The following is a 4593-nucleotide window of genomic DNA, read 5'->3' on the forward strand; positions in this document are numbered from 1 at the left end:
ATCGTGACCCTGCCCAGTGAACTCGGAAGCAACGAGATCGCAAGCATGAGCGAATCCGCCACTCAGGAGAACGAATGACAGCTATCTGGTGAACAGGCTGTCTCAAAGGGGTTGACGCGTTCCGCAGAATGGATTCGAGCGGAGCTTGCTCAGTCTGATCTTTCATCGTGTCGCACCCAGCAAGGCTCGGATGTTTCGGGCGATCGTTGCCTCAAGGGCTCCAGCGTCAAAGTTCAACTCTTCGAGCTCGTTGTTCAGAGTCTCCAACTTTTCAGCGAAGTCGAAGTCATCGGCTTCGCGCTCCCCCACCCCCACATACCGCCCCGGGTTCAAGCTCCACCCCTGCGCCTCGATCTCTGCGATCGTCGCTGACTTGCACAGCCCCGCCACGTCGGCATAGCTCAGCTCAGGGAAGCGCTCGCGCAGCAGGGCCTCGCTGCCGGCCTCGAACTCTGGGGCCTGGCCGCGGTGCAGGCGCACGATATTGGCAAGGAGCTCGGTTTGCGCCGGAGTGAACTCCCGGATGGCGCGGGTGACCTGGCGGAAGAAGGGCCGGGCATCGAGAAACAGCACGCGGTCGCGCCTCGCCTTGGGCTTGTTGCGGTCGAAGAACCACAGGGTGCAGGGCAGGGTGACGGTGTAGAAGAAGTTGCTGCCCACGCTGACGATCACGTCGACATCGCCGCTTTCGATCAGCTGGCGGCGAATGGCCAGCTCGCTGCCGCGGGCATCGCCGGCCGAGTTGGCCATGACGAAGCCGGCGCGCCCGAGATCGTTCAAGGCGCTGTGGAAGAGCTGGATCCACAGGTAGTTGGCGTTGTCGGTGCTGGGCAGGCCTAAGGGGAAGCGCAGGTCTTCCTTCAGCCGATCCTTGTCGACGCCGGAGACGTTGAAGGGCGGGTTGGCCATGACGAAGTCGAAGCGCCCGCCGACCGAGGTGACCGCCTTGTGCGGGTCCTCGTAGTAGGTGTTGGCCTCGCGGATGTCGCCGGACAGGCCGTGAATGGCCAGGTTCATCTTGGCCAGCTTGACGGTGTCGCTGGCCTTCTCGGTGCCGAATACGGTGAGCTCGCGGGTGGCATTCTTGTGATGCCGGCGAACGAACTCGGCCGATTGCACGAACATGCCGCCGCTGCCGCAGGCGGGGTCAAATATCCGGCCGTGGTAGGGCTCGATGATCTCGACGATCAGACGCACGATGCTGGTGGGCGTGTAGAACACGCCGCCCTTCTGGCCTTCCTTCAAGGCGAAGTTGCCGAGGAAGTATTCGTAGACCTTGCCGAAGGCGTCGCCTTCCAGCTGCAGCGGCGCAAGCAGACGCAGCAGCTCGACCAAGGTTGCATTCGGCAGCATGGTGTAGCCGCGCGGCAGCACGCCCTTCAGCTCAGGGTTGTGCTGCTCGATGCCGGCCATGGCATCCGCAATGGCGCGGCCCAGATTGCCGCCCTCGGGCAGGGCAAGCAGGGTGGCGAAGCGCGACTGCGGCGGCAGGTAGAGGATGCCCTCGGCCTGGTAGTCCATCGGCTCGCGATCGTCCGCTTCCAGCCCCTTGGACGCCAGCAGGGCGTCGCCCTCGGCGAAGCGGCTGTCGGCGTAGCGCAGGAAGATGAGGCCCAGCACCGGGGTGGAGAACTCGGCGGGCTTCAGGCCGGTGTTCGCCCACAGCTGGTCTGCAGTGGCCCAAAGGCGGTTTTCGATGGCAACGAGATCAGAGGACATGGGTTCCGTGGGTGCTGCAAGCAGCTTCGGAGTATTGCCGATGTGGCCTCGGGGGTCACCCGCTCTCGTGGCTCCTCTACTTGCCTATGCAGAAGCTGCCGAATATGCGACCGAGCAGATCGTCCGCGCTGAAGCGTCCGAGGATCTCGCCCAGGGCTTCCTGCGCGGCGCGCAGGTCTTCGGCGGCGAGCTCGCCGCTGCCTTCGGCGAGCCGTAGATGCGCAGCGCGACCAGCGTATCGGTAAGCGTGTGCACGCGTCGGCAGCCACATAAATCGGCAGCCACATAAACACGAGCGGCGCGGCGTGCCCGAGCCGCTGCTCTGCATCCGCAGAGCCGGATCTGCACCAGCGGCAACAGACGCGACCGCCGCATGCGTTTGCGGCCCGCGGGTTTCGCAGCTTGGCCGCTGCGAAACCCGCCAACACAAAGGTGGCCCGCCGCCACACGGACGCGGCAGCGGGTCACCGCCTGCGCTCAGGGCTCCTGGAAGCGCAGACGGAACGGCGATGCGGCGGTAAACACCAGCTCGCAGCCGAAGAAGTTGCACTGCATCTGATAGCAGCCGATTCCGGTGCAGAGCGGCTGTCCGCTGGGGCTGCAGACGGGTGCTCCAGGCTGACCACAGCGGCGCAACTGAGTGTAGTTCTGCTGGGTGGGTGTCGCGCATACCGGCGGTGGCGTTTGTGCGGCCGCTGCGAAGGACAGGATCAGGCCGAGCGCGAGTGCGGCATGGAGCAGGAAGTTGCCCATGTGATTCCTCGTTGATTGGATGAGGAGCGCCGCTGGGCTCGCCTCGCGTACGTCAGTGGTCGGCGTGGCGCCGCGCATCCGGCCCAGCCAGCGCCGGTTGCGCGCCCGTTCGGCCAACCCACGCACAACCCGGTCCTGATCAACCAGCAACATGCGCTGCGCGCCGGCACCTACGGCCTCGCATTCGACGCGTCGGCCGGACTCGCCCAGACACTGTCTGCCCGTTGAAAGTCCAGCCAACGGCTTTGGCCCAAGCTGCCGTCGCGGGGGCATGTACTTGGCGCGGATGGCGGCCGGTGTTGGCGAGGCTTGGCAGCGTTTCGATGGGTGTGCTCGCGCGCGCTTGCGGCTGTCGGACCTTGGGCGGTCGAGGCCTTCGGCAAATCGCAGGGTGTGCGTCCGCTGGCAGACAGCAGAGGGTTCCGGCCGGGCGGCGCCCTGCGGTGAACGCGGAGAAAGCGATGCGGCTGTGGGGGCGAGCGCATGTGAGGCCACGGCACCCCCGAACTGCGAACGTCTGCTCAGCTTGGGCTCGCCGGTGTGGGCAAGCGGATGCAGGCTGGGTAGGCTTCGCGGCGGCCGCCCGCGCGGCAGCTCATCCACCTTCGTCGAGATCGCCCGTGCTCAAGAGTTTCCGCCTGCTCAGCCTGATCGAAGGCTGCTCGCTCATCACTCTGCTGCTGATCGCAATGCCCGCGCGCGCCAAGCTGGGCGTCGACTTCGTGTGGCCGGTCGGCATGGGCCACGGCCTGCTGTGGATGGCCTACGTGCTGATGTCGCTGGTGGTCAGCCACCTGCAGCGCTGGTCGGTGCTGATGTGGCTGCTGGCACTGGTCTGTTCGGTGCTGCCCTTCGGCTTCCTGCTGCTGGACTGGCGCCTGCGGCACACGGCGCAGGCGCCGGTCGCGCAGACGGTGCCGCCGCAAGCGCTCAAGTAAGCTCGCGCTTCCCGCATCAGCCCGAGAGAATCCGCCCGTGCCCAGCCCGACCGCTGCCAGTGTTGAGCGCCTGCTCGCTGATCTTGAGGCGGTCAATCCGTCTATCCACGCGCTGATGCAGGCACTGCGCGCCGAGGTCAAAGCCGCACTGCCCGAGGCTGCCGAACAGGTCAAATACGGCGGCCTGCTGTTCGCGCCGAACGCAGCGGCCCAGCCCATTGGCGGGCTGTTCGCGTATCAGTCGCATGTGACGCTGGAGTTCAGCCAAGGCGCGCGTCTGCCCGATCCGCAGCGGCGGCTGCTGGGTTCCGGCAAGTATCGCCGCCACCTGCGCTTCGAGCCCGGCAGTGCGGTCGATCCTCAGCTGCTGCAGACCTTCGTGCTGGCCGCGGCGGCGTTGGCAGTGGAGTAGGCGTTCGTCGTCCGCGTTCGCGTGCGAGGCTGATGGCGGCCGAGCGCGAAAGGGGCGGAGGCCGTCATCTATCCAGACTTCGCGTAAAGCCTCCGCAGCGCCCCGCGTGCCTCGCGCGGCACATGCCGATAGATGCGCTGGGTCATGCGATCCGGCGCATAGCGCGCGAACTCTGCATTGATGCGCTGCAGCGCTTCACCCAGGGCCGGGCGGATCGAGTCGAGGTTCACGCCGGATTCGATCAGCGCATCGACGACCGACGGTAGCCCGGATGCTGCGCCCGGGTCGTCGCGCGAGGACGACGACGCCAGATAGCGCAGGTAGGCCTCCACGTAGTAGAGCCGGGCGCGCGGCCCCATATGCACCAGCAGCTCGGCGCAGTGCATTGAGTTGTCGCGGAACAACGCTTCGGCATCGTCGACGGTCTTGCCGAGGAACACGCTCAATGCACACAGCTCGTCCAGCGAGCCGTACACGTTGATCTCGCTTGGCTTGGGGATGTTCATGCACTAAACAGAGTCCAGAAGGAACGCACAGTCGAATCGCGCGAAGCCGGCTGCCGCCCGGGTGTGCAGCCGTTGTTCAAGCAAGGCATCCTGATTGATTGTCTCGCGTCGTCGGCCCGACGACGCGAAGGGGGTCCATTATAGAGCCGGCGCCAATTATCCGTGAACTTCAAGCGCCGCCAGCGGTCAAGGTTTCGGTCTTGGATCGGAGGTGTGGCAAATGGAAGCAGTTGACGGTCGGAGCTTGAGTCGAGACGCGCTGCAC

Annotated in this window: 5 protein-coding genes and 1 pseudogene; 2 read left to right on the plus strand and 4 right to left on the minus strand. The window is 65.8% G+C overall.

What is annotated here, in order from left to right; translation table 11 throughout:
• Positions 1-162: 162 nt before the first annotated feature.
• The 3 genes and pseudogenes from ACIQ7H_RS21790 to ACIQ7H_RS21800 form a co-directional block, all read right to left on the minus strand.
• The gene (locus ACIQ7H_RS21790; protein WP_395795531.1) at positions 163-1719 is read right to left on the minus strand and encodes an N-6 DNA methylase; all 1557 of its coding nucleotides are present in this window, start codon (positions 1717-1719) and stop codon (positions 163-165) included.
• Positions 1720-1795: 76 nt separating this feature from the next.
• A pseudogene (locus tag ACIQ7H_RS21795) lies at positions 1796-1945 on the minus strand (tRNA uridine-5-carboxymethylaminomethyl(34) synthesis GTPase MnmE); the annotation flags it as partial.
• Between the two features lie 251 nt (positions 1946-2196).
• Entirely contained in the window at positions 2197-2472 is a 276-nt protein-coding gene (locus ACIQ7H_RS21800; protein ID WP_395795533.1) for a hypothetical protein, read from the minus strand.
• 620 nt (positions 2473-3092) lie between these two features.
• On the opposite strand from ACIQ7H_RS21800, the gene ACIQ7H_RS21805 reads away from it, so the two are divergent.
• Both ACIQ7H_RS21805 and ACIQ7H_RS21810 read left to right on the plus strand, forming a co-directional pair.
• Positions 3093-3410 carry a DUF3817 domain-containing protein gene (locus tag ACIQ7H_RS21805; RefSeq protein ID WP_395795535.1) on the plus strand — a complete coding sequence of 106 codons (318 nt, stop codon included), beginning with the start codon at positions 3093-3095 and terminating at the stop codon, positions 3408-3410.
• Between the two features lie 37 nt (positions 3411-3447).
• Positions 3448-3822: a DUF1801 domain-containing protein gene (locus ACIQ7H_RS21810; RefSeq protein WP_395795537.1), complete on the plus strand. Its 375-nt coding sequence runs from the start codon at positions 3448-3450 to the stop codon at positions 3820-3822.
• A gap of 68 nt (positions 3823-3890) precedes the next feature.
• Here the strand turns inward: ACIQ7H_RS21810 and ACIQ7H_RS21815 are convergent, their stop codons facing one another.
• Positions 3891-4328 (minus strand): hypothetical protein, encoded by a 438-nt coding sequence (locus ACIQ7H_RS21815; RefSeq protein WP_395795539.1) that lies wholly within the window; start codon positions 4326-4328, stop codon positions 3891-3893.
• Positions 4329-4593 lie beyond the last annotated feature (265 nt).

The organism is Aquimonas sp. (genome assembly GCF_044377145.1).
Taxonomy (GTDB): domain Bacteria; phylum Pseudomonadota; class Gammaproteobacteria; order Xanthomonadales; family Xanthomonadaceae; genus Aquimonas.